The organism is Verrucomicrobiota bacterium (genome assembly GCA_016200005.1).
Taxonomy (GTDB): Bacteria; Verrucomicrobiota; Verrucomicrobiia; order Limisphaerales; family PALSA-1396; genus PALSA-1396.
Map to the genome: position 1 here is coordinate 128,786 of JACQFP010000026.1, position 16,586 is coordinate 145,371.

The window sequence follows — 16,586 nt, forward strand, 5'->3', positions numbered from 1 at the left end:
AAATGAAGATCAAATGGGGAAAGTTGAAAGCTGAAGGCAGAAATCCGCGTCCATCTGCGGTTGGAAGCAGTTGAGAGTTGTTGGTTGAGAGTTGAGGGTCGTGGCGGGCGGAACGCGGACTTGCTTTTGCGGGCATTTCAGGCGAAAAGAAAACCATGAGCTTTACCGGAACAGTCAAAGACGGCGTCGTGATCCTGCCGCCGGGATTGAAACTGCCGGATGGATTGGAAGTCCAATTGACCGTGCCGGATTCCGCGTCGCCCGAGGAAGCTTTTGTGCTCCGCGAAACCGCCAGCCCGTTTCCTACGGTGGTCGGTCTGCCGGATGATCTGTCCATCAATCTCGACTATTACCTGCACGGGCATCAGCACAAGCAGCAGCCGCGTCGCGGGCGGTGGATTTGCGCGGACAAGCCGATGCCGGAGTTGACACAGCAGGAGGCGGCGGGCAGCACAGAAAAACTTCTCGCCCTCGCGGCGGAAACCGAAAACCTTCCGGCTGACCTTTCCGCAAATCACGACCACTATCTGCACGGTCTGCCCAAACGATGAACCTGGTGTTTGCCGACACGTGGTTCTATCTGGCCATCCTCAATCGGGCGGATCCCAATCATCCGCGCGCGGTGGCGGCCAGCCGGTCGGAACGCCGGCATCGCGTCACCACGGATTTCGTGCTGGTGGAGGTGGGGGACGCCTTGAGCAAGACGGGTAATCGCGATGTGTTCACGCGTTTCCACTATTGGATTCAAACGCACTCCGGCACGACAGTGATACCCGCCTCGCGCCAGCTTCTGGAGGACGGACTGCATCTCTACCGGTATCGCCGCGACAAGGACTGGCCGCTGACTGATTGCATGTCATTCGTCGTGATGGACGATGAGGGAATCAGTGACGCGCTCACTGGCGACCGGCATTTCGAGCAGGCGGGCTTCAAGGCGCTGCTCAAGTAGCGGGCAAGGGCGAGGAATTTGTTTTCGAGTAATGCGCGGATTCGACACCTCCATGAATCTGCTGCAAACCACACCCACCCCGACCCCTCCCAGGAGGGGAACTATCCACCATGTGGCGCTCCCCTCCTGGGAGGGGCCAGGGGTGGGTTCACGGGTTCAAGGCGCGGAACGTTCTTTTGGGGGAATTCTTACCCCGACCCTCTCCCCGCTCGAGGCGCAGAGGGTGAAACTGCTGTGCGTTTTCTGGGTTCGCCTGCGGCAAATGAATCTGCGTCCATCGGCGTTCATCTGCGGTTGAGAGTTGTTGGTTGGCGTCGGTCCGTCAATTCTTCGCGGACTTAAGCTTGTTGGCCGGGTTGACGCCGCGCACAACTTCGCCTTGGGTGATCGCGGTGACATAGGCGCGCGGATTCATGTCCGCCGGCGCGTCGCAACTGATTGTGATTCGATTCACGCCTGCTTCCAACATCGGCACTCCGCCTTGCGGTTTCACTTCGGCCAGTAGTTCGCCGGTCGGGCCATACAGTTTGCAATCGGCCGGCGACCGGAGTTCGAGGTAGGAACCGCTTTCCATTTCCACCGGGAAAACGATGGTCTGCCCGCCAATCGTCAGCGACGGATTGCGCCACTTGGCTTTGATGGTGGGCAACGCGCGGACCGGACTGAGATGGCACGTCACCGAATCGTTTGGCGGCAGGTTGTTGTAAAACAGGTTCAAGCTGGAAATCGCCGAGGGGTGAATCGACTCGCGATAGATGGAATACGCGTCGCCGTAAGGCCAGATGTAATCCGTGAACCGCTGCGCCTCCGGCTCGATCAATTCGAAATACCGCCAGCCGGTGAAATCAACCACGATGTAGTTGTCCGCAATGCCGCTGAACAGATGCGCGGGGCTGTTGAGTTGGAGGTTCAGCGTCTCGCCTTTGCCATCGCCATGCACCCAGACTCCCAACGCTTCGTGTCCGGTCAGCTTGAGGGACGGGTCAAAAGTTCTTCCGGCCTTGGCCCAGGCGCCGCGGCGATTGGAGGTCGCATTGGTGGCGCTAAACCGACCGCTGGCGGCGCCGGATTTCAGCGGCTCCTTCACCGAGTCGATTTTGTGGGTGACGCCGGTTTGATCAGCCGAGTCGGAAAAGTCCTTTGCGCCACGAAAATCTGCAACGCTGATGTTGTTCGACGCTTCGTAAGGTCCGGCGGACATAAGCGCCTCGATGCGCAATTGAAGCGGCTGCCGCACGAACTTGTTCGTGATAGACCACGAGTTGCTCCAACCGTCCAGTCCTTCCACTTTGTGACGGTCGTATTGCGCGCGACGGAACTGCCATTCGCCTTCGGCACTTTGGAACAGCGTGAATTCATCGCCGGGCGCGCGCAGTCTGGCTTTGACCGCTTCGGAAAAATAGTTCGCGTGGCGCAGGGTTTCGTATTGCCGCATGATCGTCGCGAGGCGTGGGTAGGCGGGAATCTTTTTGATGTTCGCGGGATCGACGCCCATGAGCGCGAAGCCGGTGTCCGTGCCGAGACATTTGCACATCAGATATTCGATGTCGTCGGCGAAGGTCGGTTCACCTTGCGGGCCGCTCCAGGTTTTGACCGACCACCAGCCGAGTTGGCCCGGCAAAAACATCCGGCGATTGTCCTCGTTGGCGGCGACGTGCGTATCGATGAATTTCTTGTGAGCGCGGCGCGGATGGTCCCAAGCGCCCATGCGCGCGCGCACAAACCAGAGATGATGGCTGAAGGTGCTCATCTCCATCATCGCCGGTTTCTTGAGTCGCTTCCAAATCTCGAACGTGAACTTGGACTGATAATGCCAGGCATTCTCTCCACCGCCCACGATGTCGGAGCCGTCGAGCGCGTCCAGATAGATCATGTCGAACCCGCCCGCGTTGAATGCCTCAGCGGTTTTGGCGGCGACCTCGGTGTAGAGCGTCGAATCGCCGTCCGGCACGAACAACCCGAAACATTCCTTGAGATGATGCACCTTCGCACCTTGGGCGTGCAACGCGACGCGTGTGCCGTTCGCGCCGCGTTTGCAACCCGTGAATGCAAACGGCGGCTCTTTGGCGACGCCGGTGTAAGTAATCAGTTCGTCGTCGATTTGCAGCGTCACACTGTTGCGCACTGCGAAGCCAGTGATTGCGGACATGGCTTTGGTGGATTCGACAACGGGAACGTTCGTTGAGTCGGTGGTCAACGGTTCTGCCAGCGAGAAGGTGGCGTCCTTGCCGAGGCGCGGATCGGGCACGGGCGTGACCCACGGTGTGCGTTTGTCGATGAACTGTGCGTAGGTGTGAAGTCCGGCTTGCAGTCCGGCGGCGTGCAGTTTGTCGATAACCGCTTTGAAACTCGCCCAGCCGTTCGTGTAAGTTTTCGGGTTGGGCAGACAATCGCCGAAGCGGAACGAATTGCCGCCGTGGAAATCGATCTGGGTAATTCCCAGGCTGCGCGCCAGTTTGATCCAGTCGTCCACCTTGTCTTCCGACATGTCGCCGAAGTTGAAGAGGTACGAGCCGCGATTTTTTTCCGAGTCCAGCGCCCACGGCCCACCGATCGGCGAATGTGGCAGGTCGGGCGCCGCGCTCACCACTTCCTGCAAGACTCGGCGCAGCTCCTTTGGCGGACAGCCGATCACTGCCACCCGCGCGCCTGTCAAACCGAAACGCGGATAGCACGCCGCCCAAAGCTGGTGGCTGGCACCGGGAATATCGCGAACGTTTGTCTGAAGATTCAACGCCACGGCGCAGCCGGCGAAAGGTTCGTTGGGAGTTCCTTTGAGCGTGAGCGGCAGGTCGGTAAAGACCAGTTCCTCCACACCGTCGCCGCGAACGTCGGTTACTTCGAAGACGAAATATTGCTTCTTGGACGTGACTTTGAGCGTGGCCGTCACCCCGGCATCGCCGAACTCCACAGCCAGCTTGCCGCCAGAGTAAGACGCGGACGCGGCTGCGAACAGGCGGCCCGATTTTTTCACGGACGCAAACGGCGCGGGTGGATTTGTGGCGCAGTAGTCTTTGCCCGTGGCACGGTCGATAAAGTGGAGATTGCGACCGTCGGCACCGAGTTCATAACGCACGTAACGGTTTTGGAGAGTCAGAGCCGGCTTGGAATGCTGCGGCGCGGCGCCGAGCAGTTGAACGCTGGTGAGCAGGAACAAGGACTGCCAAAATAGACAATGTAGCCGCCAACGTAAGGGGGCGGATTCTTGAGCGCACGCATTTTCCGCCTCCTCACGTCGGCGGCTACAAATTCGGCGGTTACGAAACGCTTTGTGGCGAGAGTTCATTCGATACCGGCATCTTGGGCGAAACGCCAGCGGGTTACAATCACAGACCTATGCTTTCCAGCCAACGACACCGGAGATCAGGACGTTGATTCCCATGTCGAGAATTGACAGGAGGTAAAGGATTACTGCTGCCCGGAAGGCGAGCCGGCGGAGTCTGGCTTCCTCAAGAACGAGCACGAGGCCCGTGACGCCGATGGATTGGATGAGCAGGGCGGTATCGAGCATCGACCACAATTTGAACTGGAAGCCACCGGCAAACACAGAAACGACGAGGAAAAATGCCTGGATGCCCAGGAACAGTTTTACACGCGTCACTTCATCCGGAACCGGCGGGTCGGGCTTTTGTTCTGGATCCATACTGGGTGGCTTTGACGCCAAGATTATCGCCGGACCGCAGTATTGCAACCTGATTTCTTGAGCGATTTCGTCAAACCAATCTGTGAGATTGTTTTTTCCTGATTCTCTGGCAGGTTGGGTTGGTTCAAACCGCCGACCGAAAATGCTGATGAAACAAAACACCAAGCCATGAAGGCGCAAACTCCACCCGGCAAGAAACGTTATGCACTGAATGCTTTCCTGTGCGTGGCCGCACTGGTGCCAACCATGCTCAAAGGCGATGCGTTGGAGATGATCAATGGCGACCGTTACGCGGGCAACCTGATTTCAGTCACGCCGAGCAACGTGACGTTCCGAAGCGAAATCCAAGGGACGTTGAATTTACCGCGGAACAAAGTCGCCCGGATTTCGTTTGGCGAATCAACCGGACGGACGCCGGCAATTGTGACGAATGCGTTGCCGTCGAACCCGAAGACAAATCAGGCGGTTCAATTGCCTCCGAAACTCGATTTGGATTCCAAGTCGCTCAGCCAGGTGCAACAGGAGTTGCTCGGCTCGGCGAGTCCGGAAGCGCGCCGACAATTCGCCGAATCAGTCAAAGGCTTGATGACGGGCAGCCTGACGATCGACGACATCCGGGTGCAGGCGCGGAAGTCCGTGCAGGACATCAAAGCCGCCAAGGAAGAATTGGGTGAGGGCGCAGGTGGAGTACTTGATGGATATCTCCGAATCCTAGAACATTTCCTCACCGAAACGGACAAGCCGGAGGTCACCGCCCCGGTTGCGAAGCTGAATGCAACCAATTCAGTCCCGGCAACGACACCGCAGAAATAATCGTCCATGATGACAGATCATGACTCAAACGCAGGGAAAGATTCTGGTGATTCGCGGCGGGGCGATCGGTGATTTCATTCTGACGCTGCCGGCGCTGTCGGCTTTGCGGCGGCAATTCCCGCTGGCGCATCTTGAAGTGCTGGGTTATCCGCACATCGCGCAGCTCGCGTTGGCGGGTGGACTGGTGAATCGTGTGCGATCCATTGAGGCCCGCGCACTGGCCGGCTTCTTTGCGCGACACAGTGAACTGGACGCGGCGTTGAGCGAATACTTTTCCGATTTCGATGTGGTAGTTTCTTATCTCTACGACCCGGATAAGATATTTCAAACGAACGTGGCGAGTTGTTCCGCGGCGCAATTCATCGCCGGACCGCATCGACCGGATGAAGCCGCCGGTTTGCCCGCGAGTGCAACTTTTCTGCAACCGTTGGAGCGGCTGGCCATTTTCGACGCGGACGCGGTGCCTCGACTTCGCCTGAACCCTCGACCCTCAACCTTTGACGCTCAACGCTCAACGCTCAACCACTTTGCCGTGCATCCCGGCAGCGGCAGCGAGCGAAAGAACTGGCCATTGGCAAAATGGACGGAGTTGTTGCAACACCTGATCGCCAATACGGAATTCAAGCTCTTGCTCGTGGGCGGTGAAGCGGAAGCCGGGCGATTGGAGAGACTGGCGGGTTTGTTACCGTTAAGTCGTGTTGAACTGGCGAGGAGTCTGCCGTTGGCTGAACTGGCGGAGCGGTTGGGCCGCTGCGCCGCATTCATCGGGCATGATTCCGGGATTTCGCATCTCGCGGCGGCGGTCGGCTTGCCGGGGGTGATTCTGTGGGCCGACACGGCGGAAGCGGTCTGGCGTCCACCGTCCGCGCGAATGGTTGTCCTGCGCGACGCGAAAGGATTGGCGGCTTTGCCGGTGGCACGGGTGGTCAGGGAGTTGGCCAACGTGTTGGCTGATTCGGTCGATCACGTTCCGGAAAAATTACGCGCTAACATCCGTTTTTGACTCAGTGGTCGCGCGCGTTTGCCGCTATACAGCGGACGGCGGATTTGGTAATTGTGAACATTATGGCTCTGGACGACATTTTATTGGAAGCGGAAGAGAAGATGATGAAGACCGAGCAGGTGGTGCAGCACGAGTTCGCGGGCGTGCGCACCGGCAAGGCTTCCGCGGGACTCGTCGAAAACATTCCAGTGGAGGCGTACGGCTCGCAGATGCGCATCCGCGAGCTGGCCGGCATCACCACGCCCGAACCGCGCGTGATTTTGATCCAGCCGTGGGACGCTGCCACCCTTCACGCGGTGGAAAAGGCGATTCAAAAAAGCAATCTCGGCCTCAATCCGATGGTGGACAAAAAATATATCCGCATTGTGCTTCCGGAACTGAGCGAGGAGCGCCGGATCGAGTTCACCAAGATCGTCAAGAAAATGACGGAGGACGGCCGCGTGGCCATCCGTCATGTCCGGCGCGATGCGCTGGAGCACTTGAAAAAGGAAGTCAAGAGCGGTGGCATCACGGAAGATCAACAGGAGCACGCCGAGAAGGAAATTCAGAAACTGACCGATGAATACATCGGCAAGATCGAAACCCACCTGGCGCACAAAGAAAAAGAAATCATGACGGTGTGAGGTGCCGGATGGGGTGGAGGAGGATTGGAGTGATGGGTTGATGAGTTTAACCCCATGATTGATGCCGCGACCCAACACTCCATCGCTTCATTGCTCCACTACCCCGTTTTTCTTGATGTTACCGCTTCACCGGATTGTTCGTGGGCGATGGCTCGAAACGGATGACGATTTCCCCGGGCTTGGCGTAGCCGAGGGTTTCCCGCGCCAAGCGCTCCACGGTTTTCGGGTCCGTGCGCATGGCGTCGATGGACGTTTTCTGCTGTCTGGCGATTTCTTCCTCCTTCTGAATCTGGGTTTCCAGCTCAAGAATTCTCTTCCGCATCCGCTCGTTCTGCTGGATCAATGGCCAGTACCAGAGTGCGACCCCAAGAAACGCCGCCAGCAAGAGGAGAAAAACCACCAACCGGGTGAGTTTACCCCAGAGGCCGAGATTAACGTTCATCACCCGCAGTTAATCACGGCTGCTCGCGCAACAAAAGCGGAAAATTATTTCCGGAGCCGTTTCCAATCTTTCAATTTGCCGTCCGGGCCGAAGGTGAGCCGCAGGTAATAATCCGGCGTGGGCGAATCGTAGTAATGATAGACCGGGCCGTAGTAGTAATAGGGCCAGCGTCCGTAATAACCACCGTAACCGAAATCCATGCCGGAATAGCCGCCGTAGCCGCGCGCGGTCAACCATTCAGCGACGGTGGTGCCGTCCGTTAGTTTGGCTGACTTATCGGGCGGGCCGAGGTCAGTGACCGCCTGATCATAAGTGTAAGTGCCAACGCGCGCCGCCCAATCAACTTTGGGGCTGGTGGCACACCCGGCCAAAAAGACCAATAGCAATCCGCCCAGCAGCCGCCTCCAGAGCAGACCGGAAACCTGATTCGTTTTCATGCCGCAATTTTCCCCAGCGATTGAATGAATGCAACTTCGGGTTCATTGTCAAAAACGTGCGCCCCCCTGGTCGCGGCGCGATGGGGTGGCAGGTATTGTGTTGTCACGGCGTGGCTTCACCGCTAAGAGTGGGGTTTCATGATAAAGGTCTTGTTGCTGATTTTCGACCCGATTGCCACGTGGGAAAGAATTGATAAAGCCCAGCGGGGCGTCGTGTTTCTTTTCTTCTTATATCTGCTGCCGCTGCTCTCCATCACACTGGCCGGCGAAGCGTATGGCATCCTGCAATGGGGCAAGGAGCAGGGCATGCTGCATCAGTTGACCAAGGTGCCGGAGGCTGTGCTGGTCTTTTACGAAGTCGGTCAACTCGTGCTCAGCCTGATTGTGGTATTCGTCGGCGCGCGATTGATCCAGACCATCGGCGAAAGCTTTCACGGTCGCACGACCTACACCCAGGCGTTCACCGTGGTGGCGTACGCGCTGGGGCCGCTGTTTCTGGTGCGCTTGCTGGATGCCATTCCGGCAATGAATGCCTGGGTCACCTGGGGGATCGGCATGACTTTGACCTTCGCCGTTTTTTATCATGGACTGCCGCGGATTTTGAAACCGGACCCGGCCCATGCCTTGGGACTTTATTTTCTCGGTATTCTGGTGCTCGTGGTCATCACCGGGTTGGCACGCTTTGTCGCGACGTTGCTGCTGCAACAGAAGATGCGATTTCCGTTTTGACGGTCGGGCGGACGGCACGCGCCCAATGTCAAGGCTCTCGCTTCGTAGCCAAACGTGCCACGGCTTGCTTGACCACCCAGCCTGATTTTTCCAGCGCGCTTTTCGCCGTCGCTTGATCGACCCCGCGCAGTTCCTGCACAATCCGCATGGCGCGGTCGCGGAGTTTCACATTGGAAGGATTCAAATCCACCATCAAGTTGCCCACCACCTTGCCGAGGCGCACCATCGCCAGCGTGGAAAAAATGTTCAGGATGAGTTTGGTGGCGGTGCCGGCCTTCAAGCGCGTCGAGCCGGTCAGGATTTCCGGCCCGACATCTGGAGTGATAACCAAGCTGGGTCGGTGCCCCCGCGGAATCTTCAAAAAGGGATTGAACGCCAGCAGGATGGTGGTGGCGCCGCGCCGTTTCGCCGCTTCCAATCCGCCCCACACAAATGGCGTTCTGCCGCTGGCGGCGATGCCCACGACGACATCCCGGCGCCCGACGCCGCGAAACTCAATCGCCCGCGCCCCGGCTTCGCGATCATCCTCCGCGCCTTCGACCGATTTCCACAGCGCGGTCTGCCCGCCGGCCATGATCGCTTGAACCATTTCGGGCGACGTTCGAAACGTGGGCGGACATTCAGTGGCGTCCAGCACGCCCAGTCGTCCGCTCGTGCCGGCGCCGACGTAAAACAACCGTCCACCCCGTCTAAACGCCTGTGAAATTAATCTGACGGCGCGCTCGATCTTTTTGCTCTCGTTCAACAACGCCCCGGTAATTTTTGCGTCCTCTGAAAGCATCAGCGCTATGGCTCTGGACAAGGGCAGCTTGTCCAAATTCATCGAACGCGGATTGCGCTGCTCAGTAGGTGAGCGTTTCAGCGACTCGAGGTCGCGCGCCGTCGTTGGAGTCCAAGCTTTAGCTTGTTGGCCGGAATCAGAGGCAACGCCCGAACAAGCTGAAGCTTGAACTCCAACTTGTCGTGCCAGCTCGACCGCGCCCCACACGCTCTCGCGTTGCAACGGCGTGATGACCGCTCCGGGCCAGCGTTGGCGTAACTCATCGCTGACTCGCGCCGCGAAACGCGGTTGCTTGAGGAGGACACTGCCCGCCAGAATAAATTCCACACGACCTGGTCGCCGCCGCCGTGAGGAGGCGGACCTGGTCAATCGGCGCGCACACGCAATCGCGTCCTGCGCCAGACTGTGCGACGCGCCTTTGAGAATGTCCGTGGCAATTTGATCCCGCTTTCGCCACGCGGCAAATACGTCCATGGCCAGACCGGCGACTTCAGTCTTGCTCGCGGATTGCGCCCAGCCAATCAAATCCTCTGGATCGCTGAGTTGAAGCGAGCGCAATATCCTTTGGCCGAGCGGAGACCATTCGCCATCGCGATCGTAGTAATAGACCACCGCCTTCAATGCGCGCAGCCCGATCTCAAACCCACTCCCCTTGTCGCCGAGGATATGGCCCCAGCCGCCAACCTTGGCGGTCGTGCCGGATGAATTGCGCCCATAGCAACACGAGCCGGTGCCGCTCAAAACCAAGACCTGGAGAACTGAGGCTTGGCGAATAACGAATGACGAATGGCGTCGCGAATTTCTGTCAACATTCTGCCTTTTGCATTCGTCAGTCTGCATTCGCCCTGCGACCAGTGCCGTCTCCAAGTCATTGGTCGCGTGGCAGGGAATGCGCGGCCAGACTTTGGCGGCGGCATTGCGGATTCGGTCCCAATCTGTTTTCGTCCGCGCGCCGGCCATGCCGATGGCGAGTGCGGCGGGAGGGGGAAACGCTTTGGCGATAAATCGCAAACGGCGGAGCAGTTGCGCATCCGTGAACAACCGCAGGTTCGCTGCTTCCGCCTCGATTCTTTTCAGCAGCCGGTCTTCGGCATCGGCTAATAGTGCGACCGAGCGCGTGCCGCCACATTCGATCCCCAGAAACGAGGCTGACGCGGGCGGTTTAAGCGGTTTGTTCACGGGCCGAAGTATTTTGGGCCGCTGCCGTTTTGCAAGGCAATTGGCAATCGAAAGCTTGGATTCATCGCGCGGATGAGTTATCTAAATTCTGTGACTGCCACCGAAAGAAATATTCACACCACGCTGGTCGATCTGGAGAACGCCGTGAAGTCAATGCCGACGGCCAATCCGAAACCGAATCTGTTGCCGCTCTTCGCGCGTCTGGAGGAATTGACGCGCCAGTTGCCACCGCAAACCGCTCCCGACCTGCTGCATTATCTGCACAAGAAAAGTTATGAGAAGGCGCGGCTGTTTTTGGAGGGGCGCGATGCGCAGAATCAGGTTGGCAATTGCCGACACGTATGATGGCCGGCTGGAGTTCACGCTTTAGCGTGCGCGCGTCGCTCACAGCCTGAAGGCTCAACTCCAACCGGCGTGGACCACTTGCAACTTGTAACTTTCAACCTGTAACTTTCACCCATGCTCGACGACACCATCGCCGCCATCGCCACACCGCTCGGAGAAGGCGGATTGGCCGTGATTCGTCTTTCCGGCCCGCAAGCGCTCGCGGTCGCGGACCAGTGTTTTGTTCCCGTCGGCAAGTCTTCGCTGAAACCATCCAGCGCGCCGACGCACACGATTCAATACGGCAAAATCGTGCGTCATGATCGCACGGTCGATGAGGTGTTGGTCGCCGTCCTGCGCGCGCCGCGCACGTTTACGCGCGAAGACGCGGTGGAAATCACCTGCCACGGCGGGTTGCTGCCGGCGAAGCTGGTGTTGGACACCGTCCTGGAAAACGGGGCGCGGCTCGCAGAGCCGGGCGAGTTCACGCGCCGCGCTTTTCTCAACGGGCGGCTCGACTTGACGCAGGCGGAAGCCGTCGCCGACCTGATTCAGTCGCGCACGGAACTGGCACTCGCCGCCGCCAACGAACAACTCGCCGGCAAACTTTCGCAGCGCATCAACCAGCTTCGCGATGACATGATGAAAATCCTGGCGCACGTGGAGGCGCACATTGATTTTCCCGACGAAGACATTTCGCCTGACACGAAGGAGCAATTGCTCGCCCGGCTGGAACGTGGCGTGGCGTTCATGGACGAACTGTTGCGCACCGCGAACGAAGGGCAAATCCTGCGCCGCGGCATCCGCGCCGCGATTATCGGACGGCCCAACGCCGGCAAATCCAGTTTGCTCAATCAACTTCTCGGTCGCGACCGCGCCATCGTCTCGCCGATTCCGGGCACGACGCGCGACACGATTGAAGAAACGGCGAACATCCGGGGACTGCCGGTGGTGTTCGTCGATACGGCGGGTCTGCGCGAAGCCGGCGATGAGATCGAAGTCGAAGGGATTCGCCGGAGCCGTCAATCACTGGCCCAGGCCGAATTCATTCTGCATGTCCTTGATGCATCCGAGCCTTTGACGCCGGCAGATGAAGATTATCTGGTCGAGTTTACAGCCAAGAAAGGAATTCTCGTGCGGAACAAAATTGATTTACCGATAAAGCTTAGCATGGAAGATTTGGAGCGCCGAGCACCGACCCGAGGAGCTGGAGTTCAGGCTTTAGTCTGTCCGCCGAACAAGCTGAAGCTTGAACTCCAACCCGACCAACGCGCCGAGACGGTGCCCGGCACTCCAATCGTGGACGTGAGTTGCATCACGGGGCAGGGGATAGAGGCGTTGAAAGACGCCATCAAGAATTTGGTCTGGGCGGGTGAAATCCGAATGGAGATGTTGGCGGTGATGATCAACTCGCGTCATCAGGACGCGCTGAACCGCGCGCGAACGGCGACCCGTCTCACCATCGAGTCACTCCGCCAGGACCGCACGCTGGAACTCGTGGCGTTGGATTTGCGGATTGCCGTCAATGCCGTCGGTGAAATCGTCGGCAAGACCACGACGGAGGATTTGCTCGACTCCATCTTCAGCCAGTTTTGTCTGGGGAAATGATCTGTTTCGCCGCTGCGTCACCGGCATCCTGACCCACTCAACGTTTTTTCGGAAACACTCTGAAGTTCGCGGAAGGCTGGGAGGTCGCCGAGCTGACAGCCATTGCGACCGCGGTGATGGGTCAGTGCATTCCAAATGCGGTCGCGCGGGACGCACCCCGGCCAGGTCGGACTTGCGACACTGGATTGAATTGCGGCTGCTCCTACCGCTTTGAATTTCTGCTGTCAGATAAAGCCCGACAGTTCTCCGGGCCAACATCCCACACGAAAATCAGACGGCAACCGATACCGACAGGCGGTCGCCGATTCTATTCTGTTCACGAAGTATTGATCGGAACTAAAGCGCGCCGTTGATGAAAAATATATGACCGGGACCGGGAACAATGTGATGGGGCACTTGCGTCGGAATCGCAACCTGACGACGCTCACGCGCGTCGTCATCCTCACGGCCTTCTACTTTGTGGGTGGACTGCTCGGCAAGGAGGCCTCGTTTCTGTCGGGCAGCATGGCGTTGGTCTGGCCGCCGGCGGGAATCGCGCTCGCGGCGATTTTGCTGTTTGGTTACCGCTTCTGGCCGGGCGTGGCACTGGGCGCCCTGCTGTTTTCCACGATGAACGGAATGCCGTTGGGATTCTTCACGCTCGGCACGGCCATCGGGAACACCCTGGGCGCCGTCACGTGCGCGTTTCTTCTCCGGAAGTTCATCGCTTTCGACAACGCGATGGAGCGCACCCGGGATGTGACCGGCTACATCGCGCTGGCTTGTTTTCTCGGCACCACGGTCAACGCGGCATTTAACGTCGTCAGCCTCGCTTACAGCGGCACGGTGGCCTGGGACGATTTGTTCGGCAACATTCTGGTGTGGTGGGTGCCGAATGCGCTGGCCGGATTGGTGGTTGCGCCGTTCATCATCACCTGGGCGACGCCGTCGGCCATCCGCTGGGATGCCCGGTTGATCTTCGAGGCGATGATCTGCGGCGCCGGTCTGGTCGGCGGCACGTTGCTCTCGTTCAACTCCTGGTTTGTTTATGGCATTCAAAATTATCCGCTGGCCTACCTGCCGTTTCCATTTCTGATCTGGAGCGCCTTGCGGTTCGGCCAGCGCGGCGCGACCACGGGAACGTTGCTGGTGTCGGCGCTCGCGATCCACTCACTGCTCCGCGGGACAGGGCCGTTCGTGACCGGTTCGGAACAGAACAGTCTGATGTTGATCGGCAGTTACATCGGGATACTGGCGGTCACCAACATGTTTCTGGCGGCGGCGACCACCGAGCGCCAGCAGGCCGAACGGGCCGTGTCGGAAAGTGAGAAACGGTTTCGCGCGGTGGTGGAGGACCAGACGGATTTGATCTGCCGCTTCAAGCCGGACGGCGCGCTCACGTTTGTGAATGGCGCGTTCTGTCGTTTCCACGGCAAGCGCAGCGGCGAGTTGCTGGGCACGAATCTTTTGTTGTCGCTTCCCGACGGGGATGCGGCCGTGGCGCTGAGTTACTTCAATAGTCTCCCCGCGGAGGCGCCGGTGATTTCGTTTGATCACCGGGTTCGCGGAACGGATGACGAGGCGGTGTGGCACCAATACACCGTGCGACGCCTGTTCGATGAACACGGTGACACGCTGGAGTTTCAGGCGGTGATCCAGGACGTGACCCTCCGCAAACAGTCCGAACAGGCGTTGCGGGCCAGCGAAGAAAAATACCGTTCCCTCATCGATCACATCCCGGACGTGGTCTGGACGGCCAATGCGAACCGCGACCTCATCTACATCAGCGGCAACGCCCGCAACGTGCTCGGTTTCAGTTCCGAAGAACTCCTCAACGCCGGCAGCCAGCTTTGGCTGGATCGCATCCATCCGGAAGACGCCGCGCAGGTGCAGGAGGCTTTTCAAAAGCTCTTCTCCAACGGCGAACCGTACGACCGGGAATACCGCGTCCGCCGGCAAGACGGTCAGTGGATCTGGCTGCAAGACCGGGCCCTGACCACGCGGCGGCGCGAGGGCCACTGGTGTGCCGACGGAATTTTCCTGGACATCACGCAACGCCGGCACGCTGAAGCGGCCCTGCAACAAGCCAAGGACGCGGCCGAATCCGCCAACCGCGCCAAGAGCCAGTTCCTCGCCACCATGAGTCACGAATTGCGCACGCCGCTCAATGCCATCATCGGCTTTTCAGAAATCCTCACCGACAAGATCTTTGGCGACTTGAACGAACGGCAGCTCAAGTACTCCAACAACATTCTCAACAGCGGCCGGCACCTGCTCCAGCTCATCAATGACATTCTCGACCTGTCCAAAGTCGAGGCCGGACGCATGGAGCTGGCGCGCGACACGTTCGCCGTCGGCAAGGCGTTGCAAGATGTGCAGTGCATCGTCAAGACGCTCGCCAACAAGAAAGGCATCCGGCTTGAAATCGAGGTCGCGACCGACCTTCCGCCGCTCCTTGCGGACGAAGCCAAGTTCAAGCAGATCATGTACAACCTGCTCAGCAACGCCATCAAGTTCACTCCCGACGGCGGGAAGGTGACGGTGACTGCCACGAACCAGAACGAAGTTGTTCCCAGCTCAACGCCGGAAGCCGGCGCCGCGGTGGTGAGCGCGTCGTTGCGGGTGTCGGTGGCTGACACGGGCATCGGGATTAAACCAGGCGATCAACAGCGCGTGTTCGTAGAGTTCGAGCAGGTGGACTCGTCTTATGGCCGGCAGCAGCAGGGTACCGGTTTGGGACTGGCCTTGACCAAACGGCTGGTCGAGATGCACGGCGGGCGAATCTGGGTGGTGAGTGAAGGCATCGAAGGCCGGGGCAGCACGTTTACCTTCTTGATTCCGTTTCCCAAACCGGAAACCAAGCCGGCGACACCTGCCGACCAACCCGAGGCACCGGACGACAGTCTTCATCCGCGCGTCCTGGTGGTGTCGCCCGAGGCCCGAAGTCAGCATCGGATTGGCGAATATTTGAGGGCGGTCGGCTATGACGTGGTCGCGGCGTCCGACATCGAGACGATGAGCGGCGCCTTGAAGGCCCGACGGCCTTATGCGGTTGTGCTGGATCGAACCCTGACTGCTCCCGATGGCGGCGAGGCGTTGCGGGAGTGCCGCTCCAACGTCCCGTCCAAAATTCCGCTGGTCATTTATTCGATGAATGGAAGCGACCAGCCGGCGTTCAGTTTGTACCGTGCGGAACCGCAACTGCAACTTCCGCCAAGCTCCCGACTCGTTGACGCCATCCGCGGCTCGAACAAAACCACCGGCAAAGAAGTCAAGACCGTGCTGGTCATTGACGACGAGGCGGCCATCTTGGAATTGCTGACCAAGACGCTGCTGCCAAAAGGCTTCAAAGTGCTGCGGGCCTCCAACGGCCGCATGGGTGTGGAAGTCGCCACGAGGTATCTCCCCGACGTCATCATTCTGGACCTCACCATGCCCGAGTTCGACGGCATTCAGGTCGTCGAGAAACTGCGCGCACATCCGCGCACCAAAACCATTCCCATCCTGATCAATTCCGGCACTGTGCTCAACGAGGAGGAACGACAACACCTGGCGACCCAGGTGCAATCGATCACCTCCAAGACGGAGCAAGCCAGCCTGCTGGCCGAACTGGAACGGTTGGAGGCGCTAAGTGAAGAAACGGTTGGAGAAGGAGTGAATCCATGACTGCCAACAGAATCCTCATCATCGAGGACAACCGGTTGAACCTTGAGCTGGCGACCGACCTGCTCGAAGCGAACGGCTTCAACGTTGCCTCGGCGCAATCCGCTGAGGAAGGGCTTCGCCTGGCGCGCGCGCTGTTGCCCGACCTGGTGTTGATGGACATCAGTCTGCCCGGCATGGACGGCTTGTGCGCCACCAAAGCCCTCAAAGCGGATCCGGCGACACGCCACCTGAAGGTCGTTGGTCTCACGGCCCACGCCATGAAGGGCGACGCAGAAATCGCGCGCCACGCCGGCTGCGCCGGCTATCTGACCAAGCCGATCAACACCCGAACCTTTGTCGCAACCGTTGCAGACTTCATTACGTCCCCAAACAAACCACCAACAACCACATAACCACCTGGAGAACAAAAC

General features: G+C 59.0%; 15 protein-coding genes. 10 read left to right on the forward strand and 5 right to left on the reverse strand.

Annotated elements, in window-relative coordinates:
* Positions 1-155: 155 nt before the first annotated feature.
* Positions 156-551, forward strand: coding sequence for a hypothetical protein (locus HY298_09925; GenBank protein MBI3850570.1), 396 nt, complete (start codon positions 156-158; stop codon positions 549-551).
* Positions 548-949: a type II toxin-antitoxin system VapC family toxin gene (locus tag HY298_09930; protein ID MBI3850571.1), complete on the forward strand. Its 402-nt coding sequence runs from the start codon at positions 548-550 to the stop codon at positions 947-949. Before HY298_09925 ends, HY298_09930 begins: the two co-directional genes overlap by 4 nt.
* A 322-nt stretch (positions 950-1,271) precedes the next feature.
* On the opposite strand, the gene HY298_09935 is transcribed toward HY298_09930, so the two are convergent.
* Both HY298_09935 and HY298_09940 read right to left on the reverse strand, forming a co-directional pair.
* Positions 1,272-4,106 (reverse strand): hypothetical protein, encoded by a 2,835-nt coding sequence (locus HY298_09935; protein ID MBI3850572.1) that lies wholly within the window; start codon positions 4,104-4,106, stop codon positions 1,272-1,274.
* 177 nt (positions 4,107-4,283) lie between these two features.
* Complete coding sequence (locus HY298_09940; GenBank protein ID MBI3850573.1) at positions 4,284-4,592, reverse strand: hypothetical protein; 309 nt, start codon at positions 4,590-4,592, stop codon at positions 4,284-4,286.
* 168 nt (positions 4,593-4,760) lie between these two features.
* On the opposite strand from HY298_09940, the gene HY298_09945 reads away from it, so the two are divergent.
* The 3 genes from HY298_09945 to frr all read left to right on the forward strand — a co-directional run bounded on the left by HY298_09945 (position 4,761) and on the right by frr (position 7,031).
* On the forward strand, positions 4,761-5,405 hold the full coding sequence (locus HY298_09945; protein MBI3850574.1) for a hypothetical protein: 645 nt from the start codon (positions 4,761-4,763) through the stop codon (positions 5,403-5,405).
* 19 nt (positions 5,406-5,424) lie between these two features.
* Positions 5,425-6,408 carry a glycosyltransferase family 9 protein gene (locus HY298_09950; GenBank protein ID MBI3850575.1) on the forward strand — a complete coding sequence of 328 codons (984 nt, stop codon included), beginning with the start codon at positions 5,425-5,427 and terminating at the stop codon, positions 6,406-6,408.
* A 62-nt stretch (positions 6,409-6,470) separates the two neighbouring features.
* Entirely contained in the window at positions 6,471-7,031 is a 561-nt protein-coding gene (gene frr, locus HY298_09955; protein ID MBI3850576.1) for a ribosome recycling factor, read from the forward strand.
* Between the two features lie 118 nt (positions 7,032-7,149).
* On the opposite strand, the gene HY298_09960 is transcribed toward frr, so the two are convergent.
* Positions 7,150-7,473, reverse strand: coding sequence for a septum formation initiator family protein (locus HY298_09960; GenBank protein MBI3850577.1), 324 nt, complete (start codon positions 7,471-7,473; stop codon positions 7,150-7,152).
* Positions 7,474-7,517: 44 nt separating this feature from the next.
* A complete protein-coding gene (locus tag HY298_09965; protein MBI3850578.1) occupies positions 7,518-7,910 on the reverse strand; it encodes a hypothetical protein in 393 nt (130 codons plus the stop codon).
* Between the two features lie 138 nt (positions 7,911-8,048).
* On the opposite strand from HY298_09965, the gene HY298_09970 reads away from it, so the two are divergent.
* Complete coding sequence (locus HY298_09970) at positions 8,049-8,639, forward strand: YIP1 family protein (GenBank protein ID MBI3850579.1); 591 nt, start codon at positions 8,049-8,051, stop codon at positions 8,637-8,639.
* A gap of 28 nt (positions 8,640-8,667) precedes the next feature.
* On the opposite strand, the gene murQ is transcribed toward HY298_09970, so the two are convergent.
* A complete protein-coding gene (gene murQ, locus HY298_09975; protein MBI3850580.1) occupies positions 8,668-10,599 on the reverse strand; it encodes an N-acetylmuramic acid 6-phosphate etherase in 1,932 nt (643 codons plus the stop codon).
* A gap of 90 nt (positions 10,600-10,689) precedes the next feature.
* On the opposite strand from murQ, the gene HY298_09980 reads away from it, so the two are divergent.
* The 4 genes from HY298_09980 to HY298_09995 all read left to right on the forward strand — a co-directional run bounded on the left by HY298_09980 (position 10,690) and on the right by HY298_09995 (position 16,568).
* Positions 10,690-10,944, forward strand: coding sequence for a hypothetical protein (locus tag HY298_09980; protein ID MBI3850581.1), 255 nt, complete (start codon positions 10,690-10,692; stop codon positions 10,942-10,944).
* Positions 10,945-11,058: 114 nt separating this feature from the next.
* Positions 11,059-12,531, forward strand: a complete 1,473-nt coding sequence (gene mnmE / locus HY298_09985; protein ID MBI3850582.1) for a tRNA uridine-5-carboxymethylaminomethyl(34) synthesis GTPase MnmE — start codon at positions 11,059-11,061, stop codon at positions 12,529-12,531.
* 363 nt (positions 12,532-12,894) lie between these two features.
* Positions 12,895-16,176, forward strand: coding sequence for an MASE1 domain-containing protein (locus tag HY298_09990; protein MBI3850583.1), 3,282 nt, complete (start codon positions 12,895-12,897; stop codon positions 16,174-16,176).
* A complete protein-coding gene (locus tag HY298_09995; protein MBI3850584.1) occupies positions 16,173-16,568 on the forward strand; it encodes a response regulator in 396 nt (131 codons plus the stop codon). Before HY298_09990 ends, HY298_09995 begins: the two co-directional genes overlap by 4 nt.
* Positions 16,569-16,586 lie beyond the last annotated feature (18 nt).

What these genes read in the sequence shown, in the direction of transcription:
- HY298_09925 (MBI3850570.1), top strand. Translation starts at nt 156, where the DNA reads ATGAGCTTTACCGGAACAGTCAAAGACGGCGTCGTGATCCTGCCGCCG.
- HY298_09930 (MBI3850571.1), top strand. Translation starts at nt 548, where the DNA reads ATGAACCTGGTGTTTGCCGACACGTGGTTCTATCTGGCCATCCTCAAT.
- HY298_09940 (MBI3850573.1), bottom strand. Translation starts at nt 4,592, where the DNA reads ATGGATCCAGAACAAAAGCCCGACCCGCCGGTTCCGGATGAAGTGACG.
- HY298_09945 (MBI3850574.1), top strand. Translation starts at nt 4,761, where the DNA reads ATGAAGGCGCAAACTCCACCCGGCAAGAAACGTTATGCACTGAATGCT.
- HY298_09950 (MBI3850575.1), top strand. Translation starts at nt 5,425, where the DNA reads ATGACTCAAACGCAGGGAAAGATTCTGGTGATTCGCGGCGGGGCGATC.
- frr (MBI3850576.1), top strand. Translation starts at nt 6,471, where the DNA reads ATGGCTCTGGACGACATTTTATTGGAAGCGGAAGAGAAGATGATGAAG.
- HY298_09960 (MBI3850577.1), bottom strand. Translation starts at nt 7,473, where the DNA reads ATGAACGTTAATCTCGGCCTCTGGGGTAAACTCACCCGGTTGGTGGTT.
- HY298_09965 (MBI3850578.1), bottom strand. Translation starts at nt 7,910, where the DNA reads ATGAAAACGAATCAGGTTTCCGGTCTGCTCTGGAGGCGGCTGCTGGGC.
- HY298_09970 (MBI3850579.1), top strand. Translation starts at nt 8,049, where the DNA reads ATGATAAAGGTCTTGTTGCTGATTTTCGACCCGATTGCCACGTGGGAA.
- mnmE (MBI3850582.1), top strand. Translation starts at nt 11,059, where the DNA reads ATGCTCGACGACACCATCGCCGCCATCGCCACACCGCTCGGAGAAGGC.
- HY298_09990 (MBI3850583.1), top strand. Translation starts at nt 12,895, where the DNA reads ATGACCGGGACCGGGAACAATGTGATGGGGCACTTGCGTCGGAATCGC.
- HY298_09995 (MBI3850584.1), top strand. Translation starts at nt 16,173, where the DNA reads ATGACTGCCAACAGAATCCTCATCATCGAGGACAACCGGTTGAACCTT.